Origin of the sequence: Imperialibacter sp. EC-SDR9 (assembly GCF_902498805.1) — a bacterium.
GTDB lineage: Bacteria > Bacteroidota > Bacteroidia > Cytophagales > Cyclobacteriaceae > Imperialibacter.
Window position 1 is genome coordinate 14,906 of sequence record NZ_LR701609.1, and the last position, 15,882, is coordinate 30,787.

Consider the following 15,882-nt stretch of genomic DNA (forward strand, 5'->3'; position numbering starts at 1 on the left):
GCAGTATACTTGCGAAAAGTTTCGCACACCAGTTCCCTCATTCATTGCCCTTTTACTGGTTTTATTGACAATTATTTGCATTAGATGACCGTAGTACCCTACAAAGAAAAGGAAGGAAGCAAGAAAGCCCAGGTGGCTGAAATGTTTAACAACATTAGCCGCCGGTACGATTTCCTCAATCACTTCCTCAGCCTTGGCATCGATATCGTTTGGAGAAAAAAAGCTGTTCGGGAGCTCAAAGAGATACAACCAAAGCAAATACTCGACATCGCTACGGGCACCGGCGATTTCGCTATTGAAGCCCTTTCGTTGAAACCCGACAAAGTAATTGGTGTCGACATTTCGGAGGGCATGCTGGCCATGGGCAAGAAGAAAATCGCCCGGATGAAGCTGGAAGACAAAGTTGAACTTCAGATGGGCGATTCAGAAAAGTTGCTCTTCGATGACAATACCTTCGATGCGGTGATCGTTGCCTTTGGGGTAAGGAACTTCGAAAACCTGGAAAAAGGGCTGGCCGATATGTGGCGGGTGCTGAAACCAGGAGGAAAAGTGGTGGTGCTGGAGTTTTCAAAACCCACCCGCTTTCCCATGAAGCAGCTTTATAGCTTTTATTTTAAGTACATATTGCCTATTATCGGCAGAATGATCTCTAAAGACCGGGCGGCATATACATACCTTCCCGAGTCGGTAAAAGCGTTTCCCGACGGGGCGCTGTTTACTAACATACTGGATCGGGTTGGGTTCAAAAAAACAATATGCAAACCACAAACCTTCGGCATTTGCTCCATTTATACCGGCATCAAGTAGCAACAATCGTTTTGCTGCTTGGCCTTGCTTCGCCATCCATAGCGCAGCACAGCACTGTTATCAACCTGCCCAACTACACTGAAAAGTTTCTTCATTACGGATTTGGCATGGGCCTGCACAGTTCCCGATATGCCATTCAATATTCCGATGCCTTTGCTGACGACGACACGCTCCATTCTATTGTTCCACACAGCCTGGGCGGTTTCAAAATTGGCTTTATCTCCAACATGAGGGTGCTGCAATACCTCGACTTCCGGTTTCTCATTACCGTTGGTTTCTACGAAAACAAACTATTGTATCGGTCGGTGACAGGAAACACGCTGGAGCAGCTGGTTGACGCCACCACGGTGGAGTTGCCTATGCTACTCAAATACCGATCAGTGAGGCGTGATAATATTGGCATGTACCTGATAGGCGGCATCACTCCCACTATTGAGGCCCGTGGAAAAGACGACAAAGCTGACGCCAGCGAGCGTTTGCTCACGAAAAGCACTTCTGTGGCGCTGGAGGCAGGTGTTGGCTTCGACCTCTACTACCCGCTGTTCAAGTTCGCCCCTGAAATCCGCTACTCCTGGGGGATCTCCAATATCCTGACTAACGACGTCAACAAGTACAACGATCCGCTAAAGCGGGTTTCGCCTCACAACCTGACCCTTTACATCACCTTCGAAGGCGGTCCATCTTAATTCTGCCGATGACCATTCTCAACCTTCAGCGACTATTTGTCCACTGATTGTGGCAGGCTATGCGCCATTTGGTTGAAGTTTAGGTCACGATATCTTTAATTGCTGCTGTTTACTCACCAAAGCATTTTAGCTCCATGAAAAAAATTGCCCTCATCACAGGTGCCACCTCAGGCATTGGAAAATCAACCGCTCACTACCTTGCCGACCAGTTTTACCTGATCATTTGCGGAAGGCGAAGAGACAAGCTGGAGGAGCTGGCACACAACCTGCGAACCGAAACTGACGTGCATATTCTCAACTTTGATGTAAGAGACCAGCGTGCTGTAAATGAAGCCATTGAATCGCTGCCATCAAACTGGAAAGACATCGATGTGCTGATCAACAACGCCGGCAATGCGCATGGCATGGATGTTATTCATGAGGGCAGCACGAAGGACTGGGACGACATGATTGACATTAATGTGAAAGGGCTGCTTTATGTAAGCAAGGCCGTTATCCCCGGCATGGTTGAGAAAAAATCTGGCTTTATTGTAAACATTGGGTCAATTGCCGGAAAAGAGGTGTACCCAAAAGGCAATGTGTATTGCGCCAGCAAGCATGCCGTAGATGCCATCACCAACGGAATGAGACTAGACCTTAACCCTTACGGCATTAGAGTAACGGGCATTCATCCCGGCCTGGTGGAAACTGAATTCTCACTAGTTCGCTTCAAAGGCGACGAAGAGAAAGCCAAGCAGGTATACAAAGGCATGAAACCTCTGACAGGCGACGACGTGGCGGATGTTATCAAGTACGTGGTTACCCGGCCTCCTCATGTGCTGCTCAGCGACATCGTGCTATTCCCGACCGCCCAGGCAAGCGCCACCATGGTGCACAGGGAGTCTTGATCAAATTTCGGACTCAAAGGGAAACGGCATCAAGTCACTGGCTTTTTCGAGCACCAGCACTTCCTCGTTGGGGTAAAGCAATAGCAGCTTGAACGGACGGCGTTGCTTATGCTGCATTTCCATCATTACCTGTCGGCAGCCTCCACACGGATGAGCCGGCTCGGCCACCGCCAACTTTGCAGGAAAAGCGACAACAGCCAGCATTTCAATAGGTGTGTCGGGGTAATTAGAGGAAGCATGATACAGGCAAACCCTCTCAGCGCAAAGCCCTGCAGGAAAGGAACGATTTTCCTGATTGGAACCGACAACAACTGTACCGTCAGCCAGCAATGCCGCCGCCCCCACCTGAAAATTGGAATAAGGGGCGTGTGCAGTGAAGCGTGCCTGCAAGGCGCTTTCCATTAGTGCTGCCTCTTCTTTGCTGAGCTCCTTTAATGACACGATTGTATAATCGATTTCTACTTTGCCCGTTCTTCTCATGTATACATATTCGATGGACAGCATTATACTGATTTATTGTTGAAAAAGTTTTAAAGCCTCCACCAAATCGGCTAATTTTCGAGCGATTTAACCCAAAATATACATGACGAAGCGCATACTGTTAGTCGGAGCCGGAAGATCTTCCTTCTCTTTAATCAACTATCTCATTAGCCTCTTAAGAGAGAACAACTGGCAGCTTTGCATTGGCGATCTCGATGTTGGTTTTCTAAGTGAAAAGTTCGGCTCCGTTGAGAATGTGCAAGTAATCTCCTTTGACGTTTTTAATCAGGAGCAAAAAAACAAAGAAATAACCCAGTCCGACTTAGTGATTTCTATGCTTCCTGCCAAGTTCCATATCCAGGTGGCAGAAGTGTGTGCTGAGCATGGCATCAACATGATTACGGCGTCGTATGTTACCGACGACATCAAAGCGCTTGATGAAACCTTCAAGGCCAAAGGAGCCATTTGCGTCATGGAAATGGGCCTCGACCCCGGCCTCGACCATATGTCGGCCATGAAGGTGCTTGACCGGATCAAGGACAAAGGCTACAAACTCCATGCGTTCGAAACCTTCACCGGAGGGCTGCTTGCCCCCTCCACCGAAGACAATCCATGGCAGTACAAGTTCACCTGGAACCCCCGTAACGTGGTGCTGGCGGGGCAAGGCATTGTAAAATTTATTCAGGAAGGGCGGTTTAAATACATTCCCTATCACAAGGTATTCAGGCGTACAGAAGTCATCCACATACCCGGACATGGCTATTTTGAAGGATACGCCAACAGAGACTCGCTGAAGTATGTCGACTCCTACGAGCTTCAGGATATCCAGACCCTTTATCGGGGCACGTTGCGCAGGCCTGGATTCTGTAAGGCCTGGGATATTTTTATCCAGTTGGGAGCGACTGATGATTCCTTTAAGATGGAAAAAGTTGACGAAATGACACACCGCCAGTTCATCAACTCATTTCTTTATTTCAACCCTCATGACTCAGTAGAATTGAAGCTGGCCCATTACCTGAACATTGACATGGAGTCGGAAGAAATGTACAAGCTGAAATGGCTGGGGCTGTTCGATGACGAGTTGGTGGGCTTAAAAGAAGGCACCCCGGCACAAGTTCTGGAGCATATTCTGAAGAAAAAGTGGACGCCCCGCAAAGACGAAAAGGACATGATCGTGATGTGGCATAAGTTTGATTTTAAAGATGGCGAGCAGGCCAGGGAAATCCAATCGTACATGGTGGTAACGGGTGACAATGCCAACGATACGGCCATGGCCAAAACAGTGGGACTACCCCTTGGCATTGGCGCTAAGATGATTCTGAAGGGAGAATTCAAACTGACTGGCGTGCAAATACCTACGAAAAGAGAAATTTACAAGCCGGTGCTGAAAGAACTGGAAGCCATGGGCTTCGAATTCAGCGAAAGGGAAATAGACTTGATGGAAACAGCCAAAGGATAGAAACTGTCATAGATTCAAGTAATAAGGCGCCAGCAGCTTTTCAAAGGCTGCGGTATAGGCATTCGAGTCATCTCGTATGATCAGTTCACTTTGCGTCGCCGTAGTTTCTGTTTTACCATAACACGTGATCATTCTGAATATCGAGCCACCTTCCTTGTTCCTGATAATGTGGTTTTCCAACGGATGTAGCCCTTTTAATTTGGCCGTTTGGGCAAACAGGCCTGCCTCGTAGGCAGGATAGATCACGTAGAATCTTCCTTCCGGCTTTAGCAACTGGCTCACAACGTCGGCAAGATCCTCCATCGAAAGGCTGTAGGTGTGCATCGCCAGCTTTCTTCTGACATCATCGGATGGTAAGTAGTTGGTGTAAAATGGCGGATTGGAAACGATCAAGTCGAAACGCTCCTTCGCTTGTTCTGCAAAGACCTGAATGGTGCTGTTGACTATATTCACTCTTTCACTCCACGGACTGCTTTCCACATTTAGAAGGGCCTGGATCGCTGCCTCCTCGTCAGCTTCAACAGAGGTTATTTTCCCATTCGTGCGTTGAGCGATCATTAAAGCCAGCAAGCCCGTGCCGGAGCCAATGTCCAGCACGCTGGGATCGTCACCGCAGGTGGCAATCGCTCCCAGCAGGCAGCCCTCAGTGCTCACCTTCATGGCGGCACCCTCCTGGTTGATCCTGAATTGCTTGAATTGAAAAAAGTTATTTCCCATACAATATCGCCCTCAAAATCTCTCACCTTCCAGTGACACGCTCATTTGTAGCCCATAAAAATCCTCATTTGGAAGGTTAATACGATTTCTGGTGTTAAAAATACCTAAAAATAGGTATAGAACTCCGTGTTATTCTTGGGTACTTCGATAGTACAAAAACGACAGCAGAAATCCTCTTCGGAAGCGATACTTAGAAAAAGTAAAGCACCCGGAAAAATGACCTGAGCAATCATTGGGGTTTCTGAAAATGTCGAACTACTAACTTCTAACCCCCGTGAGGCCATGCAACCTGAAATCAACAATGATAAACCAATTGCGGATGATCTTAAAAGCTCATCTGTAATAGGGCTGATTACCAATTACAAGAGAAAAGGAATGTTTGAAGCTCGTTTGGTAGAAAAAGACGACGATGATAAAAAATATATCTATTTGAAAGTGGGCCACGAAGACTTCTATATTGATCTGGACGAGAATGACATCCTAAGCGATATGTTCTCAGAGCATGAAATGGCCTCGCTTATCGAGGAACTGATCATTGAAAATTTAAGACTGGAAAGCAACCTGAGGGCTGCATCACAATGGCTCACAACTGATGAGTCGACTATTTTGGAGCTATCGGCCAAAGGATACAACGCACAGCAATTGTGCTCAAAAACAGGCCTTTCATCAGACACTATCGAAACACTGAAGGGAGATCTAAGCTTAAAACTGAACAAGAGCAGCTTCGAGGAGGCTCTGGAATTTATCAGAATCAAGAAACTTTAGTAGTCGTAAGTTTAAGTAGTAGAATCCTCGAATCCTTGGTCAACTAGTAAGTGCGGAGCTTCAGCGCTTTGCACTGCTAGCTGATCACACCTCTCATTCTCTACGTTACCTGCATGGCCCTTCACCCAGTGAAACTTCACTTTATGAGGTGATGAAGCTTTTAAATACTCCTCCCAAAGATCCTGATTCTTCTTTCCCTTAAACCCTTTTTTCACCCAGCCTGCCAGCCAGCCTTTTTCCACTGAATTCACCACATACTGTGAGTCGGAATATACATCCACCTGCACGCCCGGCCTTTTGAGTGCCTGCAGTCCTCTGATGACAGCCAGCAGCTCCATTCTGTTGTTCGTAGTCAGCCTGTAGCCTTCACTTAGCTCCTTCCTCAGGTCTTTGTGCAGCAGCACAGTGCCGTAGCCACCAGGGCCTGGATTGCCTTTTGCTGCGCCGTCGGTGTACATGATTACCTTCATGTCAGCAGATTGGTTTTAATCAGTTTGATGGCTATCGAAAGCAAGATGATTCCAAATACCTTGCGAAGGATGTTGAGCCCGGCCTTCCCCAGTTTACGTTCGAGCCAGTTGGTGGTTTTTAACACCAGGTAAACGAACAGAAGGTTGACCACGATGCCCACCAGAATATTCGGCAGCGAGTACTCGGCCCTCAGTGAAAGAAGGGTTGTCATGGTGCCTGCCCCGGCAATTAGCGGAAAAGCAATGGGCACAATGGAGCTGGATGTAGCTCCTCCCTCTATTTGCTCGTGTTTAAAGAACTCTACCCCAAGAATCATTTCCAAACCAATAATGAAAATCACCAGTGCTCCGGCAATGGCAAACGAGCTGATATCAACCCCAAAAAGGCTGAGAATTTTTTCTCCAAGAAAAAGAAAAACGATCATTAAAACCCCCGACGCCAAAGTAGCCTTTTCTGACTGGATATGCCCTACCTTCTGCCTGAGCGACACAATGATGGGAATGCTACCAAGGATATCGATAACAGAAAAGAGGATAAGAGATACTGAAAGGATTTCTTTGAAGCTGAACATTTTCCTTATGAAAAATTGGGAGCGCAAATTTTGCTCTCTGAATCAGCTAATCAAAGTTTTTCTTGAGGAAAAACCGAAGAGATTGGATTTCTTTTTTCTTGATAGATGGAAAATTGGCAATTCGTATAGTGTCTTCCTTCCACTCACCATAGCCGCTTCCGAGGGTAAACCCTGCATCGGAGGCCTTCTCTAGCAACTCCTTTATCACCGACGGCGCAGCCTTCAATGGGATAACGGTCGTAGAACGCACCGATTCATTCTCCACAAGGGGCGTCCATGAGTCGAACTTATCCAGAAAATCCATCCAGTCGAGAAACCTGTTTTTGACTTTTCTATTAATTTCTTCAATAGGTCTTCTGTCTTCCATTAGCCGATAGAGCAGGTAAATACCTAATATATTCGGAGTGTAGGGCGTCTGGTCTTTTCTGCTATTGGCAATAGAAAAGAGCAGGCTATTGTAGTGATCGTTTTCATTCAGCTGCTCAGCCTTTGCCACGGCAGCTGGCGATAAGATCATAACCCCCATACCTGAAGGCAATCCGAATCCCTTTTGAACGGAGGCAAACCAAACGTCGCCCATTTTGAAAGGCAGGGTTGTGGCCGCCATGCTGGAAGTAGCATCCACAGCAATGAGCCTGTCGGCGAACTGCCGCCGTAAAATTGTTAGTTCTACGTCGCTTACCTGCGTGCCGTTGGAGGTTTCATTTTGTGTAACGCAAACAACATCCGCCTCGTCAGGAACGGCAAGTAACTTTATGGGGATTGAATCTTCTATATCAAATGAAGCGGCATGGGTTTCAATACCAAGCTTTCCAGCATATTCACACCATTTATTACCAAACGCTCCGTTATACACATGAAAACTGGCTTTTGCTGTCAAGCTCTGCGCAATAATCTCCCAACATTCGGTAGCTGACGAAGTGAAAATGATCTCGTAGTCTTCGGGCACATCGAGTTTTTGTTTGAGCAGCTTCTTTGTCTTTTTGAAGAGCTTCATAAAGGCAGCACTCCGATGGTTTTCGGAAAGTATTCCTTCCATGTAAGCATCATAGAAGTACTCAGTCACCTTTGCATTGACCCTCGACGGCCCCGGATAAAAGGAGATGTGGCTCATTTATTATCAAGCAGATATTGAACTCCTAGTTTGTAGCCTGTAAGCCCCAGTCCGCTGATGATGCCTACACAATTCTTTGTCAGGTAGCTGTGATGGCGAAAAGCCTCACGGGCATAAATATTGGAGATGTGAACTTCCAAAACCGGTGTTTCGATAGCGGCGATGGCATCGGCAAGCGCCACCGAGGTATGTGTAAACGCACCTGCATTGAGCACGATACCTTTGTATGAGAAACCCACCTTGTGCAGGTAGTCCAACAACTCCCCTTCGTGGTTTGACTGAAAATACTGCAAATCGACAGACGGAAATGCTTTCTTGAGTTCCTCGAAATAGGTTTCAAACGACTGAGCACCATAAATGCTTTTCTCCCTCACTCCCAGCAAGTTCAGATTTGGTCCGTTAACGATACTTATTTGCATACCTTAAGCCTGTGTTATCTAAATATTTTGTAAAGTAAATGTTCCTTGACTATTGGCAAGTACAATTCCCCTAAATTTACTGCCTATGGCCTGGGAACTTTACGTCAAGCAATTTAAGAATTACCTGAAACTGGAGCGCTCTCTGGCTCAGAATTCTATCGATGCCTACCTCCACGATGTGCGCCTGTTTGCTCAATTCATGGAAATCAACGGGCTTTCGCTAAGCCCGGAAGAAGTAAAACCCAAGCATATCCACGACTTTCTTGAACATGTGAATGAACTTGGATTGGCAGCTCACACGCAGGCACGGATCATCTCCGGTCTTAAGGCCTACTTCCGGTTTTTGCTCAATGAGGGCGACATACAGAAAGATCCGATGGTGCTGATTGAGTCGCCCAAGCTTGGGCGCAAGCTGCCCGACACTCTAGATTACAACGAAATTGAGCAACTTCTTGCTGCCATCGACCTATCAACACCTGAGGGAATGCGTAATAGAACCATTCTTGAAACGCTCTACGGGTCTGGTCTTCGGGTATCCGAATTAGTCGGTCTCAAAAGAGAAAACGTGTTTCTGGATGTCGACTTTCTCAGGGTGCTCGGCAAGGGCAGCAAAGAAAGGCTGGTTCCGCTTGGCTCCGACTCCAAGAAATACCTCACTATGTACATGAACGAGGTGCGGGTGCATATTCCCATCAAACCTGGCAATGAGAGCTTTGTGTTCCTAAACAGGCGGGGCTCGAAGCTCAGCAGGGTAATGGTGTTTATGGTCATCAAAGACCTGGCAGCCAAAATCGGCTTGAAAAAGAAAATCAGCCCGCACACTTTCCGCCATTCATTTGCCACCCATCTGATAGAAGGAGGTGCCGACCTGAGGGCGGTGCAGGAAATGCTGGGGCATGAGTCGATCACCACCACAGAGATTTACACCCACCTCGACAGAGACTACCTGAGGCAGGTGATTACGCAGTACCATCCGAGGAGTTAACTAATTCACCTTTCTTGAAGTGATAAGATTCTGACACGCCGGTAAGCCGGATTAAGTGCCAAACCGTACTGAAGTCGAAGAAATTCCCTTATTTGGAGAAGGTTTCCCCTGGGTATTTTGAATTCAAAAAAACCATTTAATTCCGTATCATCTATCAGAATAGTGTCGGACATTGATTCCAACTCGTTTATTAAATGAGTGATGTGGGCATTCTTAAGTAAAACATAGTCTTCAAAAACCGCCCGACTCATACCTCCAGTTGATGTTGCAGTATCTAGCGCATTTTCCACCAACAACAAGGGGTCTTCAAGGCTAACTTCGAAAACTTCTACCTCCTTATCTTCCCAGGAGGAGGAGATATTCAGTTCATCAAGAATTGCTTCGAACGTGGTGGCTTTGATGTCGATGCCTTTGCTTGCACTCTCAAGGGAAAACTGAACATCATAGTTCTGATATTGCCCCAAGGCTGCCGATATCCTTGAACCTGATAAACCTAAAAGTAGTTGGGCTATTTCAACGACCGACTTATTGACGATATTGACCTGGCTTTGGTCATATTGAAAACCTGAGCCGCTTTTTTGGTCATCGTTTATCCCCACTTCAATGTTGTAGGCGATTTCCCCCCTTAACTCGCCAGTATTATAGGTAACGGACTCATCCTCCGTTACATCTGCCTGGTATCGATCTCCAATCAAATAGTCTAACATTCCCTCCGTAATCTTTCCGGGATATCCGCTCCACACAACTCTTCCTTTCCGATCAATGAGGTATGTCGTAGGATAGCTTTTGACATCAAATTTTTGCGTCAAATGCTCAGTGCTGTCTATCCCAATTTTGGCATGAATGGTTCTCCTGCTTAAAAAGCGTGACACAGTTTCCGATGACTCAAAGGAAATCGCAACAAACTCAACACCCCTGTCCCGATATTTATCGGCCAGTTCGTTGAGATGCGGGATGGTATAAATACAAGGCGCACACCTGGTAAACCAAAAGTCGATAACTACTACTTTTCCGTCGAAGTGATCTGATGAAAACTGTGATTCACCTATCCATGCGTCCGGCCGAATATCCGGCGCAGGGTAGTTCAGCTGGACGTTATCCTGACCAAAAGCTCTAGCAGACAGGATAAAAGTGAGTGCCGTAATTATTGCTTTTTTCATCCTCATGTTTTTTTCAATCACTTAAGAGCAGGAGCAGAACTATTGGCTGTCTGCTCCCACATCAATTGCACTATTGCTCGTGATTTGTTATTTTATCGCACTTGCAGGTTACTGCACTAGAATCGCAGCACGCATAATAGCCCTCTGAGCAGTCAACGGAACAGCCACCAAGGCCAAAAGGCTCATCAATTGAACAAGAGGTAGAGCCCTCACCTCCACTCGTACACCCCAAAACCTTCCCATTGGGTGCTGGTTCGACAAGGCTATTTGTCGAAAATAAGCGAATTGCATCGAACGCTGTAAGTTCGGAAGACATCTTTGTCCTGTCGATTATCCAGTCTCCTTTGAAGGCTGAGAGTCCATACCCCATTCTGATGGCTGACTCTTTAACGCCACGCTGCTTTATGTCTTTAAGTACCGCTTGGGAAACTTCGCTATCAACCGACAAAGTAATAAAGTCCCCTGAATTACTTTGCAACAAAATGACGCCATCCAGTTGTAGCAGGTTTCCGCTAAAAATTGGGTTGTTTGCGAAACTACGATACTCCTCCGAAGCGAGTACGTAAGCTTTGCTAAAGTGCGTTCTGGACCCGTTATCAAACACTACGATCAGCGTCTCATTGTTGCTCATGCTAAAGACCTCTACATCTACATTGGTAAATAGTTCGCCATCATAGGTTCTTGAAAGTTCGTGCATATAGGGTAGACTAATATCTGGGCTATCCAATTGAAAATTTTCGCTACAGCTACCAAAAAGCAAAAAAACAGATAGATAAATGATTTTTTTCATTTTTTAAATAGTTATAGTTAAACATAATTTGTACAAAAAAAAGAACAGAAAAATAAAATGTCAACAAAAAAATAAAATCTTTGGTATACACTTACAAATCACACAACTACTTACCTTCCAATAAAAACCTGGAAATACAGGGCTTTATAGCTACTTTTGCCTAATATGTACAAAAACCTCCTCAAACCTCTCTTTTTCCTCCTTTCCCCCGAAAAAGCGCACTACCTGGCCATGGATTTGCTTTCGCTGGTTTGCAAAATACCTGGTGGAAAGTGGCTACTATCAACACTCTTTCGCTACAAGCGACCTTCACTGGAAAAAGAAGTGTTTGGCATCAAATTCCCCAATCCTGTGGGCTTGGCAGCGGGATTTGATAAGGATGCCAAGTGGATCGACAGCCTGGATGCTCTGGGCTTTGGCTTTATTGAAATCGGCACATTGACGCCAAAAGCGCAGGACGGAAACCCGAAACCACGGCTTTTCAGACTACCCGAAGATGAGTCGCTTATAAACAGAATGGGCTTCAACAACCAGGGAGTGGATGCTGCGGTGGCAAGGCTTCGTCAAAGAAAATCAAAAGTCATTGTGGGTGGCAATATTGGCAAAAACAAAGTAACCCCCAATGAGAAAGCTGTCGACGACTACGTGCTCAACTTCCTGAAGCTATTTGATGTGGTCGACTATTTCGTAGTGAATGTAAGCTCGCCCAACACGCCCAACCTTCGGGCGCTGCAAGAAAAGGAGCCTTTGAAACAGCTGCTGTCCAGTTTACAAACGGTGAACCTTTCCAAGCCAGCACCTAAGCCTATCCTCCTGAAAATTGCTCCCGATTTGACCAACAGCCAGCTGGATGACGTAGTGGAAATTGTCACTGAAACCGGCATTGCTGGCATTATTGCCACCAACACCACTATCAGCAGAAATGGCCTTGTTACTGACAAGCAAGAGGTAGAACAAATTGGCGCCGGTGGTCTCAGTGGAAAGATTCTGAAATCAAGATCAACCGAAGTCATTCGCTACCTGCACGAAAAGACCGGAGGAAGCATCCCCATTATTGGGGTGGGTGGCATCTCTACAGCGGCCGATGCGAAGGAGAAACTTGATGCTGGCGCCTCCCTGGTGCAGGTGTACTCAGGCTTTATTTACGAGGGACCAGCCATTGTGAAGAACATTCTCAAGGAGCTTTGATCCTGCCAAAGCTATCAGCATAAAGCATACAGCGGCTTCAACGGAGACCACAAGAAACTCCTGTGTCTTTCGTTGAATTGCTGAAGAGGTATCACTATTTTTGAGGCTTATTCATACATCCTGGGAGAACCTCCTACATGGCAAAAAACACTTTCAAAACAAATAATTACAAAAAAGAAGAACCAAAGAAGGAGAGCACGCCCCTTCCCAATTTTTTCAAGGACAAAAGAACCCACCTCGTTTTCGGCTTCTTTTTGCTCATTCTTTCCATCTTCCTATTTGTGTCATTTTTCTCCTACTTGTTTTCGGGTAAGGCCGACCAAAGTGTGGTGGAGTCATTCATGGATACGGGAATAAGGGCTTCGGGGTCGGAAATCAAAAACTGGCTTGGGCTCCTCGGTGCCGTCACTTCACATTTCTTTATTTTCAAGTGGTTTGGTATTGCGTGCCTGCTGGTTCCCCCGTTTCTATTCATCGTTGGGTTCAAAATACTGTTTGGCAAATACCTGCTCCCACCCTTTCGGGTGCTTTCGTTTTCTTTGTTCTTCATCTTTTGGACAAGCCTCCTGCTGGGCTTCTTTTTGCTTTCCAGTAATGAGATTTCGGAATACGGATTCCTTAGTGGAGGCATCGGCTACGAGCTGGCCCTGATTTTTAACGAATTCATGGGCTGGGGCACCTTCTTGTTCCTGGTGTTCGCATTTCTGGCTTTCAATATCTATTTCTTCAACATCACTAAACTTTTTACTGAAACAGTTCCTGCTCCGGTAGTCAAAAATGAGGCTGGGGAGGGAGAATTTACGGAAGAAACAGAAGAAGTTTCCGACGAAGAAGAACTCGAAAGCTGGACTGTGAGCGGGAAAGAAAACGAAGAGCCGATAGAACTAGCCCTTGACAAGGAGCCACCCGTAAAAGAAAAAAGCACCGGCAATGTGCCGCTGGAGCTACTCAATGAGGAAGATCTGGAGGCAGAGCAGGAAGTAGACAAAGCCCTCAAAAAAATCCTCAGCACATCGCCCAAGCCCTCAGTGTCTGAAGACGTAGCCCTTGAGGTGGAGGAAGTCGAGGAAGAGGTTGTGGACGGAAAGCTGGCCAACTACGACCCCACTCTTGACCTGCCGAAATATAAGTATCCTACGCCTGAGTTGCTGAACGACTACCCCGACAACAAGGTAAAAGTGACGAAAGAAGAGCTGGAGGCCAACAAGGATAAGATTGTAGAGACCCTTACCAACTTCAAAATTGGCATTTCCAGCATTAAGGCAACCATCGGCCCTACTGTTACGCTCTATGAAATAGTGCCGGACGCTGGGGTGAAGATTTCTAAGATCAAGAACCTCGAAGATGATATTGCCCTAAGCCTGGCTGCTCTGGGGATACGGATTATTGCCCCCATTCCGGGAAGAGGAACCATAGGCATTGAAGTGCCTAACAAGAACCGGGAAATGGTGGACATGAAGTCGGTGATCATGACGGAGAAGTTCATGAAAAGCGACAAAGAACTGCCCGTGGTTTTGGGTAAAACAATCTCCAACGAGGTCTTCGTTCTTGACCTGGCCAAAATGCCCCACATGCTGATGGCAGGTGCCACCGGACAGGGAAAGTCAGTGGGTATCAACGTACTGCTCACCTCTCTGATCTACAAAAAGCATCCTTCTCAGCTCAAGTTTGTGCTGGTCGATCCGAAAAAGGTAGAACTAACACTATTCAACACCATCGAGCGGCACTTTTTAGCGAAACTACCCAACAGTGAAGAAGCCATCATCACCGACACCAAGAAAGTGATATTCACGCTGAACTCTCTGTGTATTGAGATGGATCAGCGCTACGATTTGCTGAAAGATGCGGCTTGCCGGAACATCAAAGAATACAACGGAAAGTTCGTCAACCGAAAACTGCTTCCAACCAAAGGGCACCGGTTCCTCCCCTACATCGTAGTGGTGATTGACGAATTAGCCGACCTGATGATGACAGCCGGCAAGGAAATAGAAACACCCATTGCACGACTTGCGCAGCTAGCCAGGGCCATAGGCATTCACCTGGTGGTCGCCACACAGCGCCCCTCTGTGAACGTCATCACGGGTGTAATCAAAGCGAACTTCCCGGCAAGGCTTTCATTCAGGGTAGCCTCCAAGATCGACTCACGCACCATTCTCGACGCTGGCGGCGCCGATCAGTTGGTGGGCATGGGTGATATGCTGCTGTCTACAGGAAGCGACATCATTAGACTGCAATGCGCCTTTGTTGACACGCCAGAGGTAGAAAGGGTGTGCGAATTCATTGCAGCTCAAAGGGGTTATGACACGGCCTACATCCTTCCGGAATTTGACGGAGATGAGGGCGGCGAAAGCGGAGTTGGTGAAGTAGATCTATCCGACCGGGATGCGTTATTTGACGAGGCAGCCAAGCTTATCGTTATGCATCAGCAGGGCAGCACTTCGCTGATCCAGAGAAAAATGAAACTCGGCTACAACAGGGCGGGAAGACTCATCGACCAGCTGGAAGCAGCCGGAATAGTAGGGCCATTTGAGGGCAGCAAGGCGAGAGAAGTGCTGGTGAAAGACGAAATGGAGCTGGAATTTATCCTTAAAGGGCTTGATAATTAAACTTGGCACCAAACTTGGACAACAGGTACCTGACGTCCACAATCTGAAGCATTCAAACTTTATTGAGAGATTGGTGAGATAAAAGGTGTAGTTTTACAAGTTGAAAATGATAGTTTTTAAAAAAGAAGCAATGACATTAAAAGGAGTATTGAGTTTATTAGCATTAGTATTGACCACTTTTGTTTACGCACAGCAAGACCCGGCTGCAAGAGAAGTGCTTGACGCCATGAGCAATAAATACCGCAAAGTGCCAGCGTTCACAGCCGATTTTACTTACACACTTGAGAATCCGCAGGAAGGTCTCAATGAACAATTTGCAGGGAAAATTACGGTAAAGGGAGCAAAGTTTAAGCTCGAGCTCGAAGGGCAGGAAATCATCAATGATGGCGAAACAGTTTGGACTTACCTTGGCGAAGTCAATGAGGTGACGATCAACACCTACAGCCCTGATGATGCTGAGATTAACCTGAACAATATCTTTGACTTGTATAAAACAGGTTACAAATACATGATGGTGGATGATATGACCACTGCTACCAAAAAGACGGTGGACTTGGTTCCCGATGACAAAAACCTGAACTACTTTAAGATAAGGATGGACATTACAAGCGCAGGAAACAACCTGAACAGCTTTAAGATCTTCGACAAATCGGGTAACAGATACACTTACGCAATCACGAAATTTACTGAGCAGCCAACACTTAGCGACAAAGTGTTTGTGTTTGACATAGCTGCCCACAAAGGTGTAGAGGTGATTGACTTTCGTTAGTCATCCTG

Annotated in this window: 17 protein-coding genes; 9 read left to right on the forward strand and 8 right to left on the reverse strand. The window is 46.5% G+C overall.

From position 1 onward, the window contains the following. Positions 1–84 precede the first annotated feature (84 nt). From ubiE to GC130_RS23460, 3 genes are all read left to right on the forward strand, one after another. A complete protein-coding gene (ubiE, locus tag GC130_RS23450; protein WP_152000804.1) occupies positions 85–807 on the forward strand; it encodes a bifunctional demethylmenaquinone methyltransferase/2-methoxy-6-polyprenyl-1,4-benzoquinol methylase UbiE in 723 nt (240 codons plus the stop codon). Next, positions 756–1,493 carry an outer membrane beta-barrel protein gene (locus GC130_RS23455; protein WP_152000805.1) on the forward strand — a complete coding sequence of 246 codons (738 nt, stop codon included), beginning with the start codon at positions 756–758 and terminating at the stop codon, positions 1,491–1,493. The genes ubiE and GC130_RS23455 overlap by 52 nt, the downstream gene beginning before the upstream one ends. Before the next feature lie 134 nt (positions 1,494–1,627). Beyond that, positions 1,628–2,380, forward strand: coding sequence for an SDR family NAD(P)-dependent oxidoreductase (locus GC130_RS23460; RefSeq protein ID WP_152000806.1), 753 nt, complete (start codon positions 1,628–1,630; stop codon positions 2,378–2,380). Here GC130_RS23460 and GC130_RS23465 read toward each other — a convergent pair whose 3' ends face one another. Continuing rightward, positions 2,381–2,884: a cytidine deaminase gene (locus GC130_RS23465; protein ID WP_201568379.1), complete on the reverse strand. Its 504-nt coding sequence runs from the start codon at positions 2,882–2,884 to the stop codon at positions 2,381–2,383. 79 nt (positions 2,885–2,963) lie between these two features. Here GC130_RS23465 and GC130_RS23470 point away from each other — a divergent pair, with 79 nt between their 5' ends. Beyond that, the gene (locus GC130_RS23470) at positions 2,964–4,319 is read left to right on the forward strand and encodes a saccharopine dehydrogenase family protein (protein WP_152000807.1); all 1,356 of its coding nucleotides are present in this window, start codon (positions 2,964–2,966) and stop codon (positions 4,317–4,319) included. Positions 4,320–4,325: 6 nt separating this feature from the next. Here the strand turns inward: GC130_RS23470 and GC130_RS23475 are convergent, their stop codons facing one another. Beyond that, the gene (locus GC130_RS23475; RefSeq protein ID WP_152000808.1) at positions 4,326–5,036 is read right to left on the reverse strand and encodes a tRNA1(Val) (adenine(37)-N6)-methyltransferase; all 711 of its coding nucleotides are present in this window, start codon (positions 5,034–5,036) and stop codon (positions 4,326–4,328) included. A 282-nt stretch (positions 5,037–5,318) separates the two neighbouring features. On the opposite strand from GC130_RS23475, the gene GC130_RS23480 reads away from it, so the two are divergent. Then, on the forward strand, positions 5,319–5,801 hold the full coding sequence (locus GC130_RS23480) for a hypothetical protein (RefSeq protein ID WP_152000809.1): 483 nt from the start codon (positions 5,319–5,321) through the stop codon (positions 5,799–5,801). An 11-nt stretch (positions 5,802–5,812) separates the two neighbouring features. Here the strand turns inward: GC130_RS23480 and rnhA are convergent, their stop codons facing one another. From rnhA to aroQ, 4 genes are read right to left on the reverse strand one after another with little or no spacing between them, the layout of a single operon-like run. Then, a complete protein-coding gene (gene rnhA / locus GC130_RS23485) occupies positions 5,813–6,271 on the reverse strand; it encodes a ribonuclease HI (protein WP_152000810.1) in 459 nt (152 codons plus the stop codon). Continuing rightward, positions 6,268–6,843, reverse strand: a complete 576-nt coding sequence (locus tag GC130_RS23490; protein ID WP_152000811.1) for a MarC family protein — start codon at positions 6,841–6,843, stop codon at positions 6,268–6,270. Before GC130_RS23490 ends, rnhA begins: the two co-directional genes overlap by 4 nt. Positions 6,844–6,889: 46 nt before the next feature. Further along, entirely contained in the window at positions 6,890–7,957 is a 1,068-nt protein-coding gene (locus GC130_RS23495) for an aminotransferase class V-fold PLP-dependent enzyme (protein ID WP_152000812.1), read from the reverse strand. Continuing rightward, positions 7,954–8,376, reverse strand: a complete 423-nt coding sequence (gene aroQ / locus GC130_RS23500; protein ID WP_152000813.1) for a type II 3-dehydroquinate dehydratase — start codon at positions 8,374–8,376, stop codon at positions 7,954–7,956. The genes GC130_RS23495 and aroQ overlap by 4 nt, the downstream gene beginning before the upstream one ends. An 85-nt stretch (positions 8,377–8,461) precedes the next feature. Here aroQ and xerD point away from each other — a divergent pair, with 85 nt between their 5' ends. Continuing rightward, positions 8,462–9,361: a site-specific tyrosine recombinase XerD gene (gene xerD / locus GC130_RS23505; protein WP_152000814.1), complete on the forward strand. Its 900-nt coding sequence runs from the start codon at positions 8,462–8,464 to the stop codon at positions 9,359–9,361. A gap of 5 nt (positions 9,362–9,366) precedes the next feature. On the opposite strand, the gene GC130_RS23510 is transcribed toward xerD, so the two are convergent. Together GC130_RS23510 and GC130_RS23515 are read right to left on the reverse strand one after the other, a co-directional pair. After that, positions 9,367–10,521, reverse strand: a complete 1,155-nt coding sequence (locus GC130_RS23510) for a TlpA disulfide reductase family protein (protein ID WP_193217970.1) — start codon at positions 10,519–10,521, stop codon at positions 9,367–9,369. A 70-nt stretch (positions 10,522–10,591) separates the two neighbouring features. Beyond that, positions 10,592–11,311 (reverse strand): hypothetical protein, encoded by a 720-nt coding sequence (locus tag GC130_RS23515; protein ID WP_152000816.1) that lies wholly within the window; start codon positions 11,309–11,311, stop codon positions 10,592–10,594. 165 nt (positions 11,312–11,476) lie between these two features. Here GC130_RS23515 and GC130_RS23520 point away from each other — a divergent pair, with 165 nt between their 5' ends. From GC130_RS23520 to GC130_RS23530, 3 genes are all read left to right on the forward strand, one after another. Next, the gene (locus GC130_RS23520; protein WP_152000817.1) at positions 11,477–12,499 is read left to right on the forward strand and encodes a quinone-dependent dihydroorotate dehydrogenase; all 1,023 of its coding nucleotides are present in this window, start codon (positions 11,477–11,479) and stop codon (positions 12,497–12,499) included. Between the two features lie 137 nt (positions 12,500–12,636). Then, complete coding sequence (locus GC130_RS23525) at positions 12,637–15,105, forward strand: DNA translocase FtsK (RefSeq protein ID WP_152000818.1); 2,469 nt, start codon at positions 12,637–12,639, stop codon at positions 15,103–15,105. A 130-nt stretch (positions 15,106–15,235) separates the two neighbouring features. Further along, positions 15,236–15,874, forward strand: coding sequence for an outer membrane lipoprotein carrier protein LolA (locus GC130_RS23530; RefSeq protein ID WP_193217971.1), 639 nt, complete (start codon positions 15,236–15,238; stop codon positions 15,872–15,874). Positions 15,875–15,882 lie beyond the last annotated feature (8 nt).

Excerpts from the sequence above, each read along its gene's own strand:
- aroQ (WP_152000813.1), bottom strand. The coding sequence starts at position 8,376 with ATGCAAATAAGTATCGTTAACGGACCAAATCTGAACTTGCTGGGAGTG.
- GC130_RS23480 (WP_152000809.1), top strand. The coding sequence starts at position 5,319 with ATGCAACCTGAAATCAACAATGATAAACCAATTGCGGATGATCTTAAA.
- GC130_RS23510 (WP_193217970.1), bottom strand. The coding sequence starts at position 10,521 with ATGAAAAAAGCAATAATTACGGCACTCACTTTTATCCTGTCTGCTAGA.
- ubiE (WP_152000804.1), top strand. The coding sequence starts at position 85 with ATGACCGTAGTACCCTACAAAGAAAAGGAAGGAAGCAAGAAAGCCCAG.
- GC130_RS23525 (WP_152000818.1), top strand. The coding sequence starts at position 12,637 with ATGGCAAAAAACACTTTCAAAACAAATAATTACAAAAAAGAAGAACCA.
- GC130_RS23460 (WP_152000806.1), top strand. The coding sequence starts at position 1,628 with ATGAAAAAAATTGCCCTCATCACAGGTGCCACCTCAGGCATTGGAAAA.
- GC130_RS23455 (WP_152000805.1), top strand. The coding sequence starts at position 756 with ATGCAAACCACAAACCTTCGGCATTTGCTCCATTTATACCGGCATCAA.
- xerD (WP_152000814.1), top strand. The coding sequence starts at position 8,462 with ATGGCCTGGGAACTTTACGTCAAGCAATTTAAGAATTACCTGAAACTG.
- GC130_RS23475 (WP_152000808.1), bottom strand. The coding sequence starts at position 5,036 with ATGGGAAATAACTTTTTTCAATTCAAGCAATTCAGGATCAACCAGGAG.
- GC130_RS23465 (WP_201568379.1), bottom strand. The coding sequence starts at position 2,884 with ATGCTGTCCATCGAATATGTATACATGAGAAGAACGGGCAAAGTAGAA.
- GC130_RS23530 (WP_193217971.1), top strand. The coding sequence starts at position 15,236 with ATGACATTAAAAGGAGTATTGAGTTTATTAGCATTAGTATTGACCACT.
- GC130_RS23520 (WP_152000817.1), top strand. The coding sequence starts at position 11,477 with ATGTACAAAAACCTCCTCAAACCTCTCTTTTTCCTCCTTTCCCCCGAA.
- GC130_RS23495 (WP_152000812.1), bottom strand. The coding sequence starts at position 7,957 with ATGAGCCACATCTCCTTTTATCCGGGGCCGTCGAGGGTCAATGCAAAG.
- GC130_RS23470 (WP_152000807.1), top strand. The coding sequence starts at position 2,964 with ATGACGAAGCGCATACTGTTAGTCGGAGCCGGAAGATCTTCCTTCTCT.
- GC130_RS23490 (WP_152000811.1), bottom strand. The coding sequence starts at position 6,843 with ATGTTCAGCTTCAAAGAAATCCTTTCAGTATCTCTTATCCTCTTTTCT.
- GC130_RS23515 (WP_152000816.1), bottom strand. The coding sequence starts at position 11,311 with ATGAAAAAAATCATTTATCTATCTGTTTTTTTGCTTTTTGGTAGCTGT.
- rnhA (WP_152000810.1), bottom strand. The coding sequence starts at position 6,271 with ATGAAGGTAATCATGTACACCGACGGCGCAGCAAAAGGCAATCCAGGC.